We start from the raw sequence: 17,420 nt of genomic DNA on the forward strand, positions 1-17,420 counted from the left end.
CAACCGAACATTCGGACCACACGAAAGCCCCCACATGAGCCGTCCGACTCAGAGTTCGTCGAGAACGGGCACCGAACCCATGCTTGCCGCTTGCTCTATCGAAGCGCGCAACATCGGGCACACCAGAAAGGGCGCGGGCCGTAGGAGCGTGCCGTCCGTCGACGTCGATACACGGCACTCCCCCTGGCGCGGGCGCTCCTGGCACCGGGCCACGGCAGCGCCGTTCCATTGCACACTGGTCTGTTCCCAGCTGCTCTTGCGGACCAGCACCCGCGCGCCGCACGATGCGCAGGTCACCGGCGTCATTGGCGCATCGCTCAGCCGGTTATCCGGACGCATGATCTGACGTCGTCAGACCTACCAGACGGGGCAACCGGTTGGCAGCGATGTTGTCCTCCACCTCTTTCATCCACGCTTCGCGCGGGCGGGTGGTGTCGATTTCGAACTCGAATCGATCCACCATGTCGTCGCTGACATCCTCGACGTCGACATAGAACTGCTCGTACCAGCGGCGCAACTGGTAGACGGGACCGTCCTCCTCGCACAGCAACGGGTTGTCGATGCGTGCTTTACGCCGCCAGATGGCCACATCCTGCTCGAAGCCCATCTTGACGAAGTCGCCCAGCGCGATCGCCATCTGCATCGCCGCTTCCTCCGGCAGGTTTTCGGACTTCTCCACGGTGATCCCGTACTGCAGCACAAAGGAATCGGCGTCGATCGGATAGTGACAGTTGAGCAGCACCGTGCGTTGATCGCCATGCTGATAGTGGTAGGTCAGGTCGTCGATCATGAAAGACGGACCGTAATAGGAAGCCACCGAAGTGGTTCCGAGAATCGAGGCGCCCTCACCCGAACCGAGATCTGGCCGTGCCTCACTCATGTAGTACTGGGTGGCGACGTGACCCTCGAACACGTTCTTGAAGCCGGTGGGAAGCCCGCCGTGAATATAGAAAAAGTGGGCCATATCGACGATGTTGTCGATGATCTCGCGGCAGTTGATGTCGACGATCGTGGTGTACCAGTGCCAGTCGGTCCAGTTCTCACCCCCGACACCTTCGATGCGCGGAATGGTCACATCGGCAGGCGGAGGGTTCTTCTGCGGGTCATTCCAGACGAACAGCATCCCGTCCTGCTCCATGGTCGGCCAGGTCGCCGTGCGGGCCAACTTGGGAACCCGCCGGCTGTACGGGATCTTCTTGCACCGGCCATCGCCGCCCCACCGCCAGTCGTGGAACGGGCAGGCGATCTCGTTGCCCTTGACCTCACCGTCCGACAGGTCGCCGCCCATGTGCCGGCAGAAGGCGTCGAGGGCGTTGACCTTGCCGTCCTCACCGCGAAATACCACCAACTTGCCGCCGAATGCAGTGATGGCGTGCGGTTTCCCGTCACCGAGTTCACGCACCAGCCCAAGACAATGCCAACCACGCGCGAACCGGGTCGGTGCGGCCTGCGCCTCGATCTGGCGAACCTCTCCGGGCTCTACCGATGTCATTCTGGCCATCCTCGCTGTTCATCGCTTGCAGAAACCGCTGTTGTTTCTAACACCGCCATGCTCGTGAAACGTCGTGGTGTTCCACTGACCGGGCAGCGCTGCGGCGTACTGCGGCGATCCAGCCGAAAATCGGCCGGTGACTGATCCACGCGACCTCACCGTCGACTTACTCGTTATCGGCTCCGGCACCGGGATGGCGGCTGCACTGGCCGCGCACGAGGCGGGCCTGTCGACGCTGATCGTGGAGAAGACCTCCCAGGTCGGCGGGTCGACCGCACGCTCGGGCGGCGCGTTCTGGATGCCCGCCAATCCGATCCTGGTAGGCGCAGGTTCCGACGACACGCCTGCCGCCGGCCGCACCTACCTGGACCAGGTGATCGGTGAGGAGACCTCCCACGATCGCGCGCACGCGTTCCTGCAGTACGGCTCGGCGACCGTGGAGATGCTGCGCCGCACCACCCCGATGAAATTCCAATGGGCCAAGGGCTACTCGGACTACCACCCCGAAACACCCGGAGGCAGCGCAGTCGGTCGCACGTGCGAGTGCCGCCCGTTCAACACGGCACGGCTTGGCCCGGAACTGAAGCGACTGCGTCCCGGCGTGATGAAGTCTTCGTTCCCCATGCCCGTGACCGGGGCGGATTACCGATGGCTCAACCTCATGGTCCGAATGCCGCGAAAGTCGTGGCCCCGCATCCTGCTGCGCGCCTTTCAAGGCATCGGCGGGCTCGCCCTGCGCCGCCGCTACGCCGCGGGAGGCCAGGCGCTGGCGGCCGGAATGTTCGCCGGCGTTCTGCGCGCCGGTATCCCGGTCTGGACCGACACAGCGGTCACGGATCTGCTCAACGACGGCGACCGCGTCACCGGCGCCGTCGTGCAGCACAACGGCAGGCCGGTCACGGTCACTGCCCGGCGCGGCGTCGTGCTGGCCTGTGGCGGCTTCGACCACCTGATGAGCTGGCGGCACAAATTTCAGTCCGAGCGCCTCGACGAACACGCCAGCCTCGGCGCCGAGGGCAACACCGGCGATGCCATCCGGCTGGCACAGGACCTGTGCGGCGCGGACATCGCACTGATGGACCAGGCGTGGTGGTTTCCCGCTTTCGCGCCGCTGCCCGGCGGAGAGCCGACGGTGATGCTCGCCGAACGCTCCCTTCCCGGCTGCCTGTTGGTCGACCAGACCGGCCAGCGTTTCGTCAACGAAGCCATCGACTACATGACCTTCGGTCAGAAGGTGCTCGAACGCGAGCGGGCTGGCAATCCGGTCGAGGTCATGTGGATGGTCTTCGATCAGAAGTACCGCAACAGCTACCTCATGGCAGCCGAGCTGTTCCCGCGCATGCCGATCCCCGCAACGTGGTACGACGCCGGAATCGCGCACCGCGCCGACGATCTGCCGACACTGGCGCGTGCGATCGGTGTCGACCCGTCGGCCTTCGAGGCCACCATGGAGCGGTTCAACCGGTTGGCCCAAGCGGGTGTGGACACCGACTTCGGCCGCGGCACGAGCGCATACGATCGCTACTACGGCGATCCGACACTGGCCCCCAACCCCAACCTGCGGGCCCTGAAGTCCGGACCGTTCTACGCCGTGAAGGTCGTTCTCAGCGACCTGGGTACCTGCGGCGGTCTTCGCACCGACGTCCGCGGCCAGGTACTGCGCGAGGACGGATCGGCGATCGACGGGCTCTACGCGATCGGCAATACCGCGGCCAACGCATTCGGCGCGAGCTATCCGGGAGCCGGCGCGACCATCGGCCAGGGCCTCGTGTTCGGATACATCGCGGCCCGGCATGCCGCGGGCAAGCTCGACTGAGCCTGCCCGCGGTACTCAGTCCAGATCGTCTTCGGCGGCAATCCGCCGTTCGACCTCATACCAGTAGTCGCGCACCGGGAACTTGGTCCCGTCCTGCCCTTCCTGGCTGCTCTTGGCAAAGGTCTCCTCGACCTCGTCCAGGTCTTTGATCATCCGCAGCGCCAGTTCCCGTTCGGCCGCGTAGTAGTCCTCGGACCACCGCAGCGCCAGCCGCGCGTAGGACCACGCCGGTTCCTCAGCCGCCCAGCGCACCTCGGTTGCCGCCGCGCGATGCATCTGCTCAGCGTGGGCGACGTGCGCGGTGAGAACGTCCCTGAGCCGGCCCGGATTCATCAGGTGACCGAGAATGACACGCATCAGCGGGTTGTGTTTGAGGCTCGGCGGTTCGACCGGCTCATCGTTGGCCCACCGCGTCACCGCAGTCAGGCCGGAATCGGTGATCTTGTACATCCGCCTGCTGCGAACACCGGCGTCTACGCGAGAAGTGACCAGACGCTGCTGCTCAAGCCGCTTGAGCTCCGAATAGATCTGGCTGTATGCCGGACTGGAGTAGAAGAACCGGATAGTCCAGTTGAACCACTTCTTGATGTCGTAGCCCGAAAGCTCGTCTCCGCCCGACAGCATCCCCAACAACGCCCATCCCGTAGGCGACACGCTCAGCGTGTCGGGGGCGTTGTCGGTGGCTTCGCTCACTGCACAAGGCTAACAACGAAGAACTTCGCCGCTACGCCCCAGCTACCGCTGACCGGGAACCCGCGTTGCGCCGGCAGTGCCGCAGGACCGACAGTGGCAAACGGAGAAATTCGCCCGCGCGAGGAGAGGCATGTCCGACAAAGCCACCCAAACCCCACCCGGTGACCTGCTCATACCGCTCGCTCCGGAGATGCGTCGCGTCCTGGGGCACTTCTGCACCGGCGTCGCCGTCATCACCGCACATGACGGAAGCCGCCCCCTCGGTTTCACCTGCCAATCGGTGACCTCGGTGTCCCTGGACCCGCCCTACATCTCGTTCTGCCCGGCCAACACCTCGAGTACCTGGCCCCTGATCCGGAACGTCGGGCGCCTGTGCGTCAACATCCTGTCGGAGCAGCAAGGCGACGTGTGCACACAGTTCGCCGTCGGTGGAAGCGACAAGTTCAGCGGAGTGACGTGGTTCCCAGGAGTCAACGGATCGCCCGGATTGGAGGGCACGCTCGCTGCGATCGAAGCCGACGTGGAGTTCGAGCACGAGGCCGGCGACCACACAATTGTGATTGCACGGGTGACCGGTCTGCGAGCCCACCAGGAACGAGCGCCCCTGTTGTTCTACCGCGGCGGCTTCGGCGGCTACAGCGGCTTCGACGGCGGCCGCAATGGGTGACTTCGACTCGGTCTTCGATGTCGTCGTCGCAGGTTCTGGCGGAGGGATAGCCGGCGCCTACACCGCTGCGCGCGAAGGTCTTTCGGTGCTGCTGGTGGAGGCCACCGACCAATTCGGCGGCACCACCGCCTATTCCGGCGGCGGTGGGGTGTGGTACCCGTGCAATCCCGCTCTGAAACGCGCCGGTAGCGACGACACGATCGATGACGCCCTGGATTACTTCCACGCGGTCGTGGGCGATCGCACTCCCCGCGACCTGCAGGAGGCCTACGTTCGCGGCGGCGCAGGGTTCATCGAATACCTGGAGCAGGACCCGGGATTCGAGTTCGTGGCCTTTCCCTGGCCGGACTATTACGGTGCTGTCCCGGGGGCCCGCAACGACGGCTACCGACACGCCGTTCCGGTGCCGCTCCCCGATCAGGAACTCGGCAGGTACCGCGGCTCGGTGCGCGGACCACTTGACGCCGAACGCCTCGGCGCGCCTGCTCCCGAACTGCTGATGGGCGGTCGCGCGCTGGTCGGTCGATTCCTGGCCGCGCTCGACAAGTTTCCCAATGCCCGCTGCTGGCTCAACGCCCCGCTGTCCGAGTTGATCGTCGATGGCGGCACGGTGGTCGGCGCGGTGATCGAACACGACGGCGAGCCCGTTCGGGTCCAGGCCAGGCGCGGAGTCCTGCTCGCCTCAGGAGGTTTCGAACAGAACGCGGCCATGCGGGCGCACTACCACGTTCCCGGCGACGCAAAGGACACGATGGGCGCACCGGGCAATCTGGGCGCCTCGCACCGCGCCGCCATGGCCATCGGCGCGGACGTCGATCTGATGGACCAGGCGTGGTGGTCTCCGGGAATGATTCATCCGGACGGACGGGCTGCGTTCGCACTCTGGTTCACCGGTGGCATCTTCGTCAACCAAGACGGCCGCCGATTCGTCAACGAGTCGGCCCCCTACGACCGGCTCGGCCGAGACGTGTTGGCGCAGATAGATTCCGGCGAGACCACCTTGCCGTTCTGGATGGTCTACGACGACCGCACCGACGGCATTCCCCCGGTTGGCGCCACCAATGTCTCGATGGTCGACGCCGCCGAGTACCACAACGCGGGTCTATGGCACACCGCGGACACCCTCGCCGAACTCGCCGCGGCCATCGGCGTTCCGCCGGCGAACCTGGCCGCCACGATCGAGCGTTTCAACAAACAGGCAACTGTAGCCGTGGACGAGGATTTCGGGCGCGGCGATGAGGCATATGATCGCGTCTTCACCGAAGGGGCCTCACCGCTGGTCCCCGTCGAGAAGCCGCCGTTCCACGCGGCCGCGTTCGGTGTTTCCGATCTGGGCACCAAAGGCGGGTTGCGCACCGACACGCGCGCCAGGGTGCTGACCGCCGACGGTTCCCGCGTGCCCGGGCTCTACGCCGCCGGGAACACGATGGCTGCGGTCAGCGGGACCACCTACCCTGGTGGGGGCAACCCGATCGGCGCCTCCATGTTGTTCAGCCATTTCGCCGCGCTGGACATGGCCACCCGGGAGGACGGGTGCTGAACGGTGAGATCACACCGGAAGACGTGCAACGCTCGGAGGCCGTTTACGAACCGTTGACCCGATCGCTGCGCGAACTCATCGACGTCACGATCCGCAGCCGGGTAAGCGAGACCGACGCGCGCAAAGCGCACGCTTTGATCGAAGAGGCGTGCGAACTTCTGGGGTCCCGACTGGACCCCGACCCGTTCGGCGTGCGCTTTACGACCGAGGGACAGGCGCTGAACTGGGGAAATGTAGCGATCGGTATGCGCAACGCGATAGCTCCTCCGCTGCAGGTCGTCCGCGACGAGGCGGGCGGACGAGCGAGTGTCGATCTGGTGCTGGGCGCGGCCTACGAGGGGCCGCCGGGGCAGGTGCACGGCGGCGTGTGCGCGCTGGTCCTCGATCACCTGCTCGGCGCCACCGCCCACCGGCGCAACGAACCGGCCTTCACCGGCACACTGACCCTGCGCTACGTGGCGCCCACTCCCCTGGGCAGCCTGCGGGCGGAATCCTGGGTGGAGCGCGACGATGGCGGAAAGACCTTCGCTGCCGGTCATCTCCTCGATGCACAGGGACGCATCACCGTCCAGGCCGAGGGCATCTTCATCAGGCCCAAGCGGCCCGCGTGACCACCCGGAGGGATCTCACACCGGGTCGAGCGCAGAGATCAGCCAACGGGTGCCCACCTTGGCCAGACTCACCACCACGCTGCTGGCGGTCAGCGCCGGTTCTGGGCGTTCCCGGCTCACGGTTTCCTGGTTGAGGAACAACAGCACCTTCGCGTCGTTCGGCCGGATCTCCATCAGCCCCGCGTCCACCACCTGCGCAGCCGCCTGAATTCCCTTGGTCCGTACGGCCGGCGCGACGACTTCGTCGGTGAACTTGCTGTAGTAGGTCAAGAAGTCGCCGGCCATCAGCGTCCGGGCCCGTTCCATGTCCTGGTCCAGGGTCTGCGGCGCGTACGACAGCAAGGCCACCGTCGCCGATGATGCGGCACGCACCGCCTCGTCGGCGGCTGCGGTATCAGACTGCCGGGACGGACGGTAGGCGGTCAGGTACAGCACCGTCGCCAACACGGCCGACACCGTCAGTACTGCGCCGAAAAACAGCGGTCTCCGGCGTGCGGTGAGCACCGCCTTGATACGGTCGCCCAGACCGGGCATGGGCGCGGTGTCGGTGATGCGGATGTCCGCACCGGGAGAGCCGTCTGTCTGGACCCGAATACCGACGTCCTCAACAGTTTCGGAAACGGCAGCATCCTCGACCGTCACGGCACGAACTCCACTTTCGACATTTTGATCTGGTCTCCTTCACGCTGCAGATCCACGGTCAAGCGCCACCTTCGGGGAGCTTCTTCGGCCCCTGCCGCGTTGGTCACGGTGGACGAAGCCGACACCAGGACCACGGCGGAGTCCGCCGTCATCGACTGGACGGCAGCGGCGTTCGCTGTCGCTTTGGTAGTCACCTTCGCGTCCTTGGCGACCCTGCTGAAGTCGTCCGCAGCTCCGAGGAATTCTTCGCGGAAGGGACCCGTCGAGTTGTCGACGATTCGCTGCACACTGCCCTGGGGGTCGTGGAAATCGATCGACATCAACGTGACCACCGCCTGACGTGCGGCAGCCACGAACTCGGCACGTTCCCGTTCGACTGCCCGCACGTTCTGCTGCTGTCTCACCATCAGCCCACTCGCTACCAGCAGCGCACAGGCACACAACACGACCGCCGCGGTGGCCAGTTGCCGCCGCCGGAATCCGGAAACCCGATTTCGGGCCCGCGCGCGCCAAGACGTCTCGGACTCCACCGCGGAGACGCCGCCAAGCTCGACAGCGTTCGGTGTCACGTCGGCATCCGAGTCGGAGCCTGCGCCCTGAACCTGCTGCTTGAGCCGGATGGCTCGAGCGCGTGCCCGGGCCGCCACCGCTTCGGCCTCGGCAGCCTCGGCTTCGGCTCGCTCGGCCAGTGTGCCGGCATCCTCGGCTGCCGACTCAGGTGATTCGACCGCCATGTGCTGCGCGGAAGGCTTCACCTGGTCGACGATTTCCTCGGTTTTCGACATAGATCCCACCGGTTTCCCTTCGCCGGGCCGATAGCGGCCGACCTCGGCACACTAAGGCCGGCCGTCGTTGCTGTGACGTCGGCTTCCCACCCAGTGGGCCGTAGCGCACAATGTGCGGTCAGCCGTGGCGTTCGCTCACCAGTGGCGCAACGCGCACAGCGCCCCCTTGGGCCCGTCTGCGGTGGCCACCACCGCTCCGTCCACCTTCAACTCACACCGAAACCTGGGCTCCCCCGGCGAACGGCCACTGGTGGCCGTCACCATCGCCCACCGCTGCGGATCGACCAGCGTGGCGTGAAACACCCACGGGTTGCCGGGCCCCACATCCACCCGCACCTTGGGGCTGAACTCGTAGGGATTGTGGCTGTAGTCGGCCCAGGTCGGCGGATCGGTCTCCCGGTAGTAGATGTCAGCTGCCACGGGGGATTCGGTGGTCACGGTGTAGACGATCTCGTGCGGAACCGGGGTGTCGGCGTGGGCCGACACACCCAGCAGGCACCAGGCGGCGAGCAGCGCCGCGAGCCACGTCCTACCCATCACCACGGCTCCACCGCGGTTCCCCATTCTTCGACTGGCAGCTGAGGTACAGCCCGTCGGGGGCCTGCGCCACCCAGTTCTCGTACCCCGCACAACTCGAGTCCAGTTCTTTGATTCCCGCCATCGACGGGGACCGGAAGTATCGCGGTTCGTAACGTCGCGGCGAACCGCAGAACACCAGCCTGTCCGGCCGGATGGACGGCCCCGCGACGGCAGTCCCGAAGACGTAGTAGGCGGTATCTTGACACGGTTGCCCCAAGACGACGCCCGTGGTCAAACCAGGCACACAGGATGGGTCGTCGCACGAGGCCGGCTCCGCCGCGGCGGGCGCCGCCGCCGTCAACGCCGCGGCCGATATCGCCGCAGCCAGTAACGCTCTTCGCCGCATGCTTGGGCACTCTGGCAGGCGGCCGGCGTTCTACGATGCCGATGGTCCACTCAGCGGACATATTGGCTTATTGCCGGCCCCGGCCGGTGTTTACTTCGGACGCCGCAGTCTCCGTGCCCAAGACCAGTCCGAGGAGCATGTCATGCCACGTTGGTCCGCAGCCGCGGCTGCCTTCGCTGCGGCGGCCCTGGCCGATACCGCCTCCGGCGCCACCGCCCAGGCCGATCATCCCGACTGGGGCATCAACGGCACCTACACCGCCACCTCCAACGGCGAATGGGCGCGGAAGAACGACTTCTTCTACGAACAGGCCAGCCGGCGCAGCACGTGGACGGTCAACACCATGTGCAGTTACCCGGGCGAGTGCACCGGGACCGTGAGCAGCGACGAGAACTGGACGGCGCCGATCTATTCGAAGAGTTCGGTCTGGTACGTCAAGCACCCCATCGACAACTGGATCCCCTGCCCGGATGGCAGCACCGCGCCGGGATTACAGACCTTTCGGTTCAAGGCGATGACGCTGGAAGGCGCGAACGCCGACCCGGCCTCGACGACGCTGGTCGGCGAAGACACCACCACCGGCCCCAGCGGGGCCTGTGGGGCGAGCAAAGCGGTCTACATCAACATGCCCTTCAAGCTCGTCAAGGTCGGCTGAACCGGCCCGGCTGATCCCCTGGACTGCTGGGGTAACCCGACTGCCTTACTTCGGCAGCATGTCTTGCCAATGCTGGGCGCCCGGGCGGACCAGATCGGCCTGGGTGTACACCTTGCCGTCGGGCGCCGCGTACTGGCCGGTGCGCGGGTTGTAGGTGGCAAATCCCACCGAGGGTCCGGCGGCGCGTTGGGCGTAAGCACTCGGTGCGGCGGGCACGGCGCCCTCGACCGGCGCCGGAGCCGGCGGCCCCGGCCGCTCGGCCGGCGGCGGCACCGGGATCGCCTCCGGTGCGCTCGGAGCGGCCGCTTGCGGAGCCTCAGCGGGCCCGAAGATCTGATCCCCGAAGGTGATCCGGTCGTCCGGAGGAACGCCCTGGGCGATCAATGCCGGATCGATCGGATACGGACCCGTGGCGTGCTGGCGCATCGCCAACGGCTCGAACGGCTTGTCGCTCTCGCAGATCTCCACCGTCGGCGCGCGCTTGCCGGGCTGAGCCATGCACGGGAAGTTCCGCGCACCGCGCACCCCGATCGCGGAGTCCTGTGGGAGTTTGCAGTACAGGCCGTCGGGCGTGTCCACGTCGCTCAGGTCCGCCGGCGAACGCCACGACGACGGCGGCAGGAAGCCGACCGAACAGGCCGGCGGGTCGCCGAGCGTCAGGCTGAACTCCGAAATTGCCATGCCCGTAGGGTTGTTCAGCGAAGACCCGTAGGACTGGGTGGCGGCCAGATAGGGCGGCAACAACACCAGCAGCTGCTCGATCGATGGATGGTAGACGAGGCCGATCTGGCCGACGGTGGTCAGATTGGCCAGCAGCACCGGCAGTGTCGGCTTGACCTGGTCGAGCAGGCGAGTCGCTTCGTCGGCTGCGCCCGGGCCGGTGCGCAATATGGTCCGGACCTCCGAGTCACGGGCAGCCACCTGTTCGGTGATTCCCGCCAGGCTGCGGGCCCACGTCTGGATCGCATCCACGCTCTCGGCTTGACCGTCCAACAACGGCCGACTGTCGTCGATCAAACTGCGCGTGCTGTCGGCGACCGTGTTGAGGCGGGCGGCCAGCTCACTGGAATTCTCGAACAAGGCGCTCAGATCGTTGCCGGTTCCGTTGAGCGCCTGGAAGGATTCGTCGAGAACGAGGCCCAGTTTGCCGGTGGGGATGCTGCTCACCAGCTCGCTCATCTGATCGAGCATCGGCCCGACCGGTTTCGGCAGCGACACGTTCTCGGCGGCGATGGTGGAGCCGTTCTTGAGATAGGGACCGGCATCGGTACGCGGTACCAGATCGACGTACTGTTCACCGACCGCGGAGACGCTGCGCACGTTGGCCTGCAGGTCGGCGGGGATCTTCGGGGAGGACGTCAACGACATCGACACTTCGGCGCCGCTTCGGGTGGGCCGGATGTCGGTGACCTTGCCCACCTCCACGCCCCGGTAGGTCACGTTGGAGAACTTGTACAGCCCCCCGGTCGAAGGCATCTGAAGCTTCACCGAGATTCGCCCGATGCCGAGCAGCACCGGAGCCTGCATGTAGACGAAGACCATTGTGCTGACGCCGATCACCGAAGCGATCGCGAAGATGATCAATTGGCTACGAACGAAACGGGTCAGCATCAGTTGCCGCCTTGCGCCGGTGGTGGGGAAGCCTGGCTGCCGTCCATCTCAGTAGTGGTGAGCGGGGGCAGCGTCGCCAACTCGGTGGGAGGCGGGCCCAGCGGCGCCTTCAGCGGATCCCGAGTGTAGGTGTTGTACCAGGGATCCCCGGGCGCCGGTACGAACGATGCGCCGGGCTCACCCCACCGGGTTCCGAGGAGTATGCCGCTCTTCAGGCGGGGAATCGTGAAGTCGAACACGATGAACTGGTTCATGTAGTCGCCGCGGATGCCGCGGTCGATGAATTCCTGCGTGTACGGGTAGGTGGGCAGGTACGACAGCGCGGTCATCAGGTCCGGTCCCACATCGGCCAACGCGCGCACGGTCGGCTCGAGATTCTCGAGGTTTCGGACGATGTCGGCCTGTGAGTCGTTGAGGAGTTGGTTTGCGGTCGCGCTGAATCCACCCAGTCTGTCCAGTGCGGTGACCAGTCGTGGCCGCTGCCTGTTCAGCACTTCGAGGGCGCCGGGGATGCGGTTCAGGGCGGCGGTGAGGACCTCTCGCTGCCCAGCGAACGTCTGGGCCATCCGGTTCAGTGACGAGACCGTGGCGATGATGTTGTCGTGCTGGTTGTCCAGCATGGTCACCACGGTGTTCATCCGGGTCAGCAGATCGCGGATCTGAACCTGACGCCCGTTGAGGGCGGCGTTGAAGTTGTGGACGATGTCGCCGATGCGGGTGAGCCCACCGCCGTTGACGACCACCGACAGTGACGACAGGGTCTGCTCGGTGGAGGGGTAGGTCGAGGATTTCGACAGCGCGATGGTGGTGCCGGGCTGCAGTCGTCCGGTGGGCGCTTCGCCCAGCGGAGGATCCAGGGCCAGATGCATCGAGCCCAGCAGGCTGGTCTGTCCCACGGCGGCGACCGCGTTGGCGGGAATCACCACGTCGGGCCGAACCGAGATCTCGACGTTCGCATGCCAGTTGTCGACGGTCATCCGGCGAATCGCACCGACCACCACATCGTTGACCATGACGGGTGAATTCGATTCCAATGTACCGACATTCGCGATCTGCACCTGGTAGGTGACGGCGCCGGAACCGGTTCCCACCGTGCCGGGCAACGGCAGCGAGTTGAGTCCCTCGAATGTGCATCCCGAGGTGAGCAGGACCGCGGTGCACGCGAGTGCGGCAAGTCTCCGGATGGACCTGGTTCTCATCACGGCGTACCTCCCGGGCTCGATAGGCCGGCTCCGCCGGGCAGCAACAGCTCGGTGACGTCCGACGCCGATGGCACCGGAGGCGGTGGCGCCGGTACCCCGGGAGGAATGGGCGCACCCGGATACAGGGCCGGGTGCCGCTGCGCGGGCAAGCCGTCTGGTGCGTACGCCCCGGGCGGATGCGATGGATCGGTCCATCCGGGAGGGGGTGGCACATCGCCGGCCCCGGTATAGGCCGAGACCGCCGGCGGTATCTCCTGCGGAGCCGGCGCGGTCCCCCCTCCTCCGGGTGCCAGAGCGGGATCGGAGTAGATCACGTTCTTGGGGGCGGGCCCCAGATAGGCGTTGAAGGGCAGCGGGAGATAGTTGAAGTTCATCAGCCGCAGCGCAGGTCCCAAATACTGGGCGCATGCCTTGCCCGACGCCTCGGCGGTGACATTCTCGACCGCTGCGATGGCCGAGCAGATGGTCGCGACCGGGTTAGCGAAATTGTTCATCGCAAACGACCCGCGGGGACCGCCGGTGTCCGGGTTGTAGATGTTGTAGCCATTGACCAGAGCATTGGGCGCGGCGTGCAGAACGTTCTTGACCACCATGCTGTTGTCGGCCAGCACCTGCGTCACATCCGCCAGTCGTTCGAGCTGTTCGGCGGTCTGCGCACGGGAACCGGCGATGAACCGCTGGATCTTGCCCACAACACCCGAGAGTTCGTTGATGGCGGAGTCGAGATCGGACCGGCTGCCGTCGATCACGCTGGTGACGTCGGCGAGGCGGTCCTGAAATTGGACGATCTGGGTGTTGCTGTCACGCAATGCGGCGACGAATGTCTGGAGATTCGTGATGACCCCGGCGATGTCGCCGCTGCCCCTTCCGAGGACCCTGCCGACGTCCGCCAACTGAGTGATGGTCTCGCGCAGCCTCGCGCCGTTGCCCGACATGGCGTCGGCGGTGGTGTCGATAAAGCGCCCCAGTGAGGTGTTCGACACTCCGCTGGACGGGCCCAAGTCGGCGGCAAGGCGGGTGAGCTGCTCCTTGATCTCGTCCCATTCGACCGGAACAGCGGTTCGGTCTTCGGCGATCTCGGCACCGTCGGGCATGGTGGCGCCACTAGCCTCTGGACTCGACTCGTAGGCGGGCGTCAGCTGCACGTACCGGGAGGAGACCAGGTTGGGTGCCACGATGATGGCCTGGGCATCCGCGGGAATGGGCACGGCGCGATCTACGGCCAGGGTTATCCGGGCGCGAGTTCCCAAGGGCTCGATGGATTTGATGGTGCCGACCCGCACACCGACCACCCGGACCTCGTCGCCGGGATAGATGGCCGTCGCCGATGTGAAGTAGGCGATGATCGTCCTGGGGCCCACGAACTTCTGATAGCCGACGAACGCCAGGGCGGCGGCCGCCAAAACCACCATACCGGCGGCCAGGAGCTTTCTGGCCCGCCGATCGAGACGCACCCCGGCGCTCATCGGGATCCTCCGGGAATTCCGTTGTAGGGGAAGGGGAATTCAGCGCGCGGTCCGGCGTTGTCGGGCGGTTGTCCGGCATTGACACCGCGCCGGAATCCGAGTGCGTAGTCGAGGAACGGCTGGATCGCCGGGCCGGGCAGCAGGTTGGAGGCGAACCCGTAGTAGTAGAAGCCGTTGTTGACGGCCTCACCCTGGGTCAGCTGGTACTTGGCCAGGCCCTTGAGGGAATTCTCCAGATTCTCCCGGTTACGTTGCAGCAGCTGCGTGACCGTGTTGAGCTGGGTGAGTGTGGGAGCCAATTCCTGCTCGTTGTCGTCGACGAGTCCGGACAACTGTTGTGCCACTGCCGAAGAGTTGGCAAGCAGGTCCACTATCGCGTGCCGGCGGTCCTGCAGCACTGCGAGCAGGTCGTTGGCATTGAGGATGAGCCGATTCACCTGTTGACTGCGTTCCGAGAGGATCCCGGTGATGTCAGCGGCGGACGCCAGCAGGCTGCTCAACGATTCGTTGCGGTTATTCAGCGACCTGGACAGCCGGCTGATTCCGTCGAAGGTGGGCGCCAGCTGAGGTGCGAGGCGTTCGATGGTCGCCGACAGGGTGTCCAGCGACTGATTGATGGTGGCGGTATCGGTCGCAGCGGTATTCGACGTGAACTCACCGAGCGCATCGGTCAGTGAGTACGGCGAGGTGGTCCGAGTCACCGGGATGACGCCGCGGGAACCGATGCTGCCGGTGCCGCGCGGCTCGATGACCAGAACCCGCTCACCGAGCAGGGTCCCGATGCCGATGTGCGCGGTGGTGTCTGCGCCGAGGCGTACCTTGCTTTCGACGGCGAAGGTCACCAACGCTTTACCGTGATCGAGCGCAACGCCGGACACCGTGCCCACATTGACGCCCGAGACTTTCACACTGTTCCCGGCGGACAGCCCGCCCGCCTCGGCGAACAACGCCTGGTATCTGATCGACGTCGCCATTGCCAAAAGCTGCTTGGGCTGCAGCCCGACCATGATGATCAGGGCCATCAGCACCAGACCAAGGAATCCCAAACGGAAAAGTGACGATTGACGGTATTTCAGCATCAGGGTTCGCCGCACCTTCCGGTGTTCTGAACAACCCACGGGAAGTGAGCAGTGCGGCCCTGCAGATCGGTCACCCGGATTGTGACACCGCAGATGTAGAGATTCAGCCAGCTGCCGTAGGAACCGAGCCGCACCAGTTTGCGGTAGTTCTGGGGTGTCTTCTGGAGCGTCAAGTCGAGTCTGGCCAAGTCGGTTTCGTTCGCCAGCAGGGGCGCCAGGCGAGTCAGTTGATCCACCGTTCCCGACAGCGGCGGGCGTGCCCGGGTCAACAGTCCCGCCAACGAGGCCGTCCCGTTGTCGAGCGCGGTGATCGCCCTACCGATCGGATCGCGTTCCTCCGCCAGTCCGCTCACCAGCCGCTCGAGGCCGTCCACCGCGCCAGAGAACTTCTTGCCGTCCCTGCTCAGTACCGCGAGCGTCTCGTTGAGGTTTTCGATCAGCTGCTCCACGGTGGACCCGTTGTCGGCCAACGCATTGGTGAACGACGAAGTTCTGGCGAACAACGACTCCAGATCCCCGCCCTGACCCTGAAAGACCTGGATCAAGGAGTTGGTTAGCGCGTTGACATCGTCAGGATTGAGGCCGGAGATGACCGGCTTGAGCCCCCCGAGCAGCAGGTCGAGATTCAGGGCCGGCTCGGTCTGGTCGACTCCGAAGCGGGTTCCCGGCGGCTGGATTCTGGTCGATCCCGGGTTGTCGATGAGCTCCAGGTAGCGGTCGCCGACCAGGTTGAGGTAGCGCACGGCAACCTTGGTGCTCTCGGTCAGCCGGACACCGTTGTCGGCATCGAAGGCGACAAGCACGGTGTTGTCCGGCTGCAACGCGATCTTGCGGACGGTTCCAACACGAATTCCCGCGACGCGCACCGAGCTACCGGCCTTGAGGCTGGAGGCATCCTGGAATACCGCCGAATAGGTGTTGGTGGAGCCCGACCGGTACTGGCTGAAGATCGCGAACAGCACCGCGGTGAGCATAACCATGGTCAGACCGAACGCACCGAGCTTGACCGCCGTCTTCCCGAGCCCGTTCATCCTGGCTGACCGATCTGAGCACTGTTGCGCGGCGGACCGTCGATTGGCCCGTACAGCGCCTGCTTGAGTCCGTCGGAGTTCAGCAGGATCCCCTCATTGCCGTACTGCGCCGGGTTGGCGTTGACATCGGTGATCACAAACGGTGGCCGTTTCTGGAATCCGACCTTCGGCAGGTCGGTGCACTGCGGTCCGCCGGTAGCGGCGACCTTGGGCAGGTTCTGCGGGTACCGGTAGCGCTCTTGCCCCAGCACCACCGTCTGCAGGAGCAGCCCGCCGGGGACCGGCGTGCCCGGCGCCTTGGCCAGTTCGACGGCTCCACCCAAACCACAGGTCAGGGCCTCGTGGTATTGGTTGGTCAGGTCGGTGGTCGGGGCGAGCAGATGCATGACATCGGTGATGGCCTGACGGTTGGTGCCCACGACGTCATTGCCAGTGTCGGCCAGGCCGATCACGCTGATCAGCAGCGTGTCGAGACTGTTCTGTTCGCTGACGAGCGTCTCGCTGATCCGAGTCGCCGCAGCAGCCGCTTTGGTCAGATCAGGTGCCGCGTCGGCGTAGGCGTTGACCACGGCAGGCGCGACGGAAAGTTCACGCTCCATTGCGGGCAGGCTCGGATCGATGCGCGTCAGGAACTGGTCGAGATCGGTCATCATTTGACCGATCCGGTCGCCGCGCCCGTCCAAGGCGGTGGCAAGCGCCCCCAGCGTCTCGTTGAGCTTGGTGGGTTCTATCTTCTGCAACACCCTCGACAGCCGCTCAAAGACCGAGTTGATTTCGACCGTGACGTGGTCGGCGTCGAGCACCTGGCCGGTCTGCAAGGAGTGCGTCGACGGATCGGCTGGCGGAACCAAGTCAACGAACTTCGACCCGAACACTGTCGATGAGGTGATGCCGACATGGACGTTTGCGGGGATGACCTGCATGTACGACGGATCCATGGCGAGGTGCAATGCGGCGCGTCCGTCGGGAAGCTGCTCTAGGGACTGCACCGAACCAACTTGCGCCCCATGTAGTTTCACCTTTGCGCCGGCATCCATCACCAGACCGGCACGCTGTGACAGGACTGTGACAGGCACGGTCCGGGTGAAACTGCCCCGGAAGAATCCCAGGGCCAGCGCGACGGTGGCTACGGCCACCGACACGGTGGCCAGCCCCAGCAGGGTGCGTGTTGTCTTTGGAGTCATCGCCATCAGTGCTCCGCCCGC

At 65.6% G+C, this 17,420-nt stretch carries 18 protein-coding genes; 5 read left to right on the forward strand and 13 right to left on the reverse strand.

The annotated features are described in order from the left end of the window. Window positions 1-48: 48 nt before the first annotated feature. Both G6N09_RS19790 and G6N09_RS03430 read right to left on the reverse strand, forming a co-directional pair. Window positions 49-339, reverse strand: a complete 291-nt coding sequence (locus G6N09_RS19790) for a hypothetical protein (RefSeq protein WP_083023864.1) — start codon at window positions 337-339, stop codon at window positions 49-51. Continuing rightward, a complete protein-coding gene (locus G6N09_RS03430) occupies window positions 326-1,501 on the reverse strand; it encodes a 3-ketosteroid-9-alpha-monooxygenase, oxygenase component (protein WP_083023862.1) in 1,176 nt (391 codons plus the stop codon). The genes G6N09_RS19790 and G6N09_RS03430 overlap by 14 nt, the downstream gene beginning before the upstream one ends. A 127-nt stretch (window positions 1,502-1,628) precedes the next feature. Between G6N09_RS03430 and G6N09_RS03435 the strand changes: the two genes are divergently transcribed. Beyond that, complete coding sequence (locus G6N09_RS03435) at window positions 1,629-3,308, forward strand: 3-ketosteroid-delta-1-dehydrogenase (protein WP_083023860.1); 1,680 nt, start codon at window positions 1,629-1,631, stop codon at window positions 3,306-3,308. A gap of 15 nt (window positions 3,309-3,323) precedes the next feature. On the opposite strand, the gene G6N09_RS03440 is transcribed toward G6N09_RS03435, so the two are convergent. Next, a complete protein-coding gene (locus tag G6N09_RS03440) occupies window positions 3,324-4,001 on the reverse strand; it encodes a PadR family transcriptional regulator (RefSeq protein WP_083023858.1) in 678 nt (225 codons plus the stop codon). 130 nt (window positions 4,002-4,131) lie between these two features. On the opposite strand from G6N09_RS03440, the gene G6N09_RS03445 reads away from it, so the two are divergent. Genes G6N09_RS03445 through G6N09_RS03455 form a run of 3 tightly spaced genes read left to right on the forward strand, consistent with a single transcriptional unit; the run spans window position 4,132 to window position 6,819 of the window. Continuing rightward, entirely contained in the window at window positions 4,132-4,668 is a 537-nt protein-coding gene (locus tag G6N09_RS03445; RefSeq protein ID WP_083023857.1) for a flavin reductase family protein, read from the forward strand. After that, window positions 4,661-6,208 carry an FAD-binding protein gene (locus tag G6N09_RS03450; protein WP_083023856.1) on the forward strand — a complete coding sequence of 516 codons (1,548 nt, stop codon included), beginning with the start codon at window positions 4,661-4,663 and terminating at the stop codon, window positions 6,206-6,208. The genes G6N09_RS03445 and G6N09_RS03450 overlap by 8 nt, the downstream gene beginning before the upstream one ends. Then, a complete protein-coding gene (locus G6N09_RS03455) occupies window positions 6,205-6,819 on the forward strand; it encodes a PaaI family thioesterase (RefSeq protein WP_083024012.1) in 615 nt (204 codons plus the stop codon). Before G6N09_RS03450 ends, G6N09_RS03455 begins: the two co-directional genes overlap by 4 nt. A 15-nt stretch (window positions 6,820-6,834) precedes the next feature. Here G6N09_RS03455 and G6N09_RS03460 read toward each other — a convergent pair whose 3' ends face one another. From G6N09_RS03460 to G6N09_RS19795, 4 genes are all read right to left on the reverse strand, one after another. Next, on the reverse strand, window positions 6,835-7,461 hold the full coding sequence (locus tag G6N09_RS03460) for a hypothetical protein (RefSeq protein WP_234806941.1): 627 nt from the start codon (window positions 7,459-7,461) through the stop codon (window positions 6,835-6,837). After that, window positions 7,458-8,246: an Rv1363c family protein gene (locus tag G6N09_RS03465; RefSeq protein WP_234806940.1), complete on the reverse strand. Its 789-nt coding sequence runs from the start codon at window positions 8,244-8,246 to the stop codon at window positions 7,458-7,460. Before G6N09_RS03465 ends, G6N09_RS03460 begins: the two co-directional genes overlap by 4 nt. A gap of 135 nt (window positions 8,247-8,381) precedes the next feature. After that, window positions 8,382-8,783: an Rv2576c family protein gene (locus G6N09_RS03470; protein ID WP_083023855.1), complete on the reverse strand. Its 402-nt coding sequence runs from the start codon at window positions 8,781-8,783 to the stop codon at window positions 8,382-8,384. Next, entirely contained in the window at window positions 8,776-9,171 is a 396-nt protein-coding gene (locus G6N09_RS19795) for a hypothetical protein (protein WP_083023854.1), read from the reverse strand. The genes G6N09_RS03470 and G6N09_RS19795 overlap by 8 nt, the downstream gene beginning before the upstream one ends. A gap of 142 nt (window positions 9,172-9,313) precedes the next feature. On the opposite strand from G6N09_RS19795, the gene G6N09_RS03475 reads away from it, so the two are divergent. After that, window positions 9,314-9,826: an Rv2253/PknI dimerization domain-containing protein gene (locus G6N09_RS03475; RefSeq protein WP_083024006.1), complete on the forward strand. Its 513-nt coding sequence runs from the start codon at window positions 9,314-9,316 to the stop codon at window positions 9,824-9,826. Between the two features lie 45 nt (window positions 9,827-9,871). Here the strand turns inward: G6N09_RS03475 and G6N09_RS03480 are convergent, their stop codons facing one another. The 6 genes from G6N09_RS03480 to G6N09_RS03505 are packed head-to-tail and all read right to left on the reverse strand — an operon-like array spanning window position 9,872 to window position 17,405. Next, window positions 9,872-11,437 carry an MCE family protein gene (locus G6N09_RS03480; protein ID WP_083023853.1) on the reverse strand — a complete coding sequence of 522 codons (1,566 nt, stop codon included), beginning with the start codon at window positions 11,435-11,437 and terminating at the stop codon, window positions 9,872-9,874. Further along, the gene (locus G6N09_RS03485) at window positions 11,437-12,636 is read right to left on the reverse strand and encodes an MCE family protein (RefSeq protein WP_083023852.1); all 1,200 of its coding nucleotides are present in this window, start codon (window positions 12,634-12,636) and stop codon (window positions 11,437-11,439) included. Before G6N09_RS03485 ends, G6N09_RS03480 begins: the two co-directional genes overlap by 1 nt. Then, window positions 12,636-14,105 carry an MCE family protein gene (locus tag G6N09_RS03490; RefSeq protein ID WP_083023851.1) on the reverse strand — a complete coding sequence of 490 codons (1,470 nt, stop codon included), beginning with the start codon at window positions 14,103-14,105 and terminating at the stop codon, window positions 12,636-12,638. The genes G6N09_RS03485 and G6N09_RS03490 overlap by 1 nt, the downstream gene beginning before the upstream one ends. Beyond that, entirely contained in the window at window positions 14,102-15,184 is a 1,083-nt protein-coding gene (locus G6N09_RS03495; protein ID WP_083024003.1) for an MCE family protein, read from the reverse strand. Before G6N09_RS03495 ends, G6N09_RS03490 begins: the two co-directional genes overlap by 4 nt. Then, window positions 15,184-16,215 carry an MCE family protein gene (locus tag G6N09_RS03500; protein ID WP_083023850.1) on the reverse strand — a complete coding sequence of 344 codons (1,032 nt, stop codon included), beginning with the start codon at window positions 16,213-16,215 and terminating at the stop codon, window positions 15,184-15,186. The genes G6N09_RS03495 and G6N09_RS03500 overlap by 1 nt, the downstream gene beginning before the upstream one ends. Continuing rightward, window positions 16,212-17,405: an MCE family protein gene (locus G6N09_RS03505; protein WP_407662638.1), complete on the reverse strand. Its 1,194-nt coding sequence runs from the start codon at window positions 17,403-17,405 to the stop codon at window positions 16,212-16,214. The genes G6N09_RS03500 and G6N09_RS03505 overlap by 4 nt, the downstream gene beginning before the upstream one ends. Window positions 17,406-17,420 lie beyond the last annotated feature (15 nt).

The organism is Mycolicibacter minnesotensis, assembly GCF_010731755.1.
Taxonomy (GTDB): Bacteria; Actinomycetota; Actinomycetes; order Mycobacteriales; family Mycobacteriaceae; genus Mycobacterium; species Mycobacterium minnesotense.

What these genes read in the sequence shown, in the direction of transcription:
- G6N09_RS19790 (WP_083023864.1), bottom strand. Translation starts at nt 339, where the DNA reads ATGCGTCCGGATAACCGGCTGAGCGATGCGCCAATGACGCCGGTGACC.
- G6N09_RS03430 (WP_083023862.1), bottom strand. Translation starts at nt 1,501, where the DNA reads ATGGCCAGAATGACATCGGTAGAGCCCGGAGAGGTTCGCCAGATCGAG.
- G6N09_RS03445 (WP_083023857.1), top strand. Translation starts at nt 4,132, where the DNA reads ATGTCCGACAAAGCCACCCAAACCCCACCCGGTGACCTGCTCATACCG.
- G6N09_RS03450 (WP_083023856.1), top strand. Translation starts at nt 4,661, where the DNA reads ATGGGTGACTTCGACTCGGTCTTCGATGTCGTCGTCGCAGGTTCTGGC.
- G6N09_RS03465 (WP_234806940.1), bottom strand. Translation starts at nt 8,246, where the DNA reads ATGTCGAAAACCGAGGAAATCGTCGACCAGGTGAAGCCTTCCGCGCAG.
- G6N09_RS03470 (WP_083023855.1), bottom strand. Translation starts at nt 8,783, where the DNA reads ATGGGTAGGACGTGGCTCGCGGCGCTGCTCGCCGCCTGGTGCCTGCTG.
- G6N09_RS19795 (WP_083023854.1), bottom strand. Translation starts at nt 9,171, where the DNA reads ATGCGGCGAAGAGCGTTACTGGCTGCGGCGATATCGGCCGCGGCGTTG.
- G6N09_RS03475 (WP_083024006.1), top strand. Translation starts at nt 9,314, where the DNA reads ATGCCACGTTGGTCCGCAGCCGCGGCTGCCTTCGCTGCGGCGGCCCTG.
- G6N09_RS03480 (WP_083023853.1), bottom strand. Translation starts at nt 11,437, where the DNA reads ATGCTGACCCGTTTCGTTCGTAGCCAATTGATCATCTTCGCGATCGCT.
- G6N09_RS03485 (WP_083023852.1), bottom strand. Translation starts at nt 12,636, where the DNA reads ATGAGAACCAGGTCCATCCGGAGACTTGCCGCACTCGCGTGCACCGCG.
- G6N09_RS03490 (WP_083023851.1), bottom strand. Translation starts at nt 14,105, where the DNA reads ATGAGCGCCGGGGTGCGTCTCGATCGGCGGGCCAGAAAGCTCCTGGCC.
- G6N09_RS03495 (WP_083024003.1), bottom strand. Translation starts at nt 15,184, where the DNA reads ATGCTGAAATACCGTCAATCGTCACTTTTCCGTTTGGGATTCCTTGGT.
- G6N09_RS03500 (WP_083023850.1), bottom strand. Translation starts at nt 16,215, where the DNA reads ATGAACGGGCTCGGGAAGACGGCGGTCAAGCTCGGTGCGTTCGGTCTG.
- G6N09_RS03505 (WP_407662638.1), bottom strand. Translation starts at nt 17,405, where the DNA reads ATGGCGATGACTCCAAAGACAACACGCACCCTGCTGGGGCTGGCCACC.